Origin of the sequence: Pseudomonas sp. BAV 4579 (genome assembly GCF_009765395.1) — a bacterium.
Taxonomy (GTDB): domain Bacteria; phylum Pseudomonadota; class Gammaproteobacteria; order Pseudomonadales; family Pseudomonadaceae; genus Chryseomonas; species Chryseomonas aestiva.
In genome coordinates, this window is sequence record NZ_WHOV01000261.1 from 1 (window position 1) to 836 (window position 836).

General features: G+C 64.5%; 1 protein-coding gene. It reads left to right on the plus strand.

Annotated features, from left to right (window positions below):
• Positions 1 to 205: 205 nt before the first annotated feature.
• Positions 206 to 836 (plus strand): chorismate-binding protein (locus tag GSQ95_RS25895; protein ID WP_178123856.1); only part of this gene is annotated, 631 nt, incomplete at its 3' end.

Consider the following 836-nt stretch of genomic DNA (forward strand, 5'->3'; position numbering starts at 1 on the left):
GCTCAAACCACCAATACATCGGCGGGGAAGGGCAGGAGATACCCTCCAGGCGGCCTTCCGTTCGGTGGATATTCATCTTTAATTTCAAAGATTTGCGGGATGAATGGGAATTTCGTTCGGCTCCTAACGAATTGACTTTTCAGCATCCGGTGCGTTAGCTTCTTCTTATTGATAAGCATTATCATTCGTGTAGAGGTTCATCGAAATGACGAGCAAGAGGGCCGAGAGGGTCGGAGACGTAGGCGCCGATCGTCGGGAACAGGCCGCATTCCTGTTCCAGTCGGGTGATCGCGTCCTGCAGGGGCGGGGCATCTGTGCCCGGGTCGAGACACCGGCCAGCGGCGGTGCGCACCGGGACAGCCTGTTCCTCCATGCCGTGGAAGAGGCCTTCGCCCGTGCCCGCCAGGCCGGCATCGCCGAGCCGGTGATCATGGGCGCCATTCCCTTCGATACCACCCGGCCCTCCTGTCTCTATGTGCCCCGGGAGCACGCCTGGGTGGCTCGTCCGGCGCCGGTCAGCAGCGCGCCAGTTGCCCCGGCGCAGGTGCGCGAGGTGCGCAACCTGCCCAGTGCGGATGGCTTCTGCCTGGCGGTGGAGGAGGCCATCGAGGCCTTCCGCCGCGGCGAGCTGAGCAAGGCGGTGCTGTCGCGCATCCAGGAGATCCGCCTGGCCGAGCCTGCCGACGTGGAGACCATCCTCGCCAATCTGGCGCGGCAGAATCCCACCGGCTATCAATTCCGCATCCCCGTCGCCGAGGGCGGCGAACTGGTCGGAGTCAGCCCCGAGTTGCTGGTGCGCAAGCAGGGCGCCCGGGTCCACACCAATCCGCTGGCGG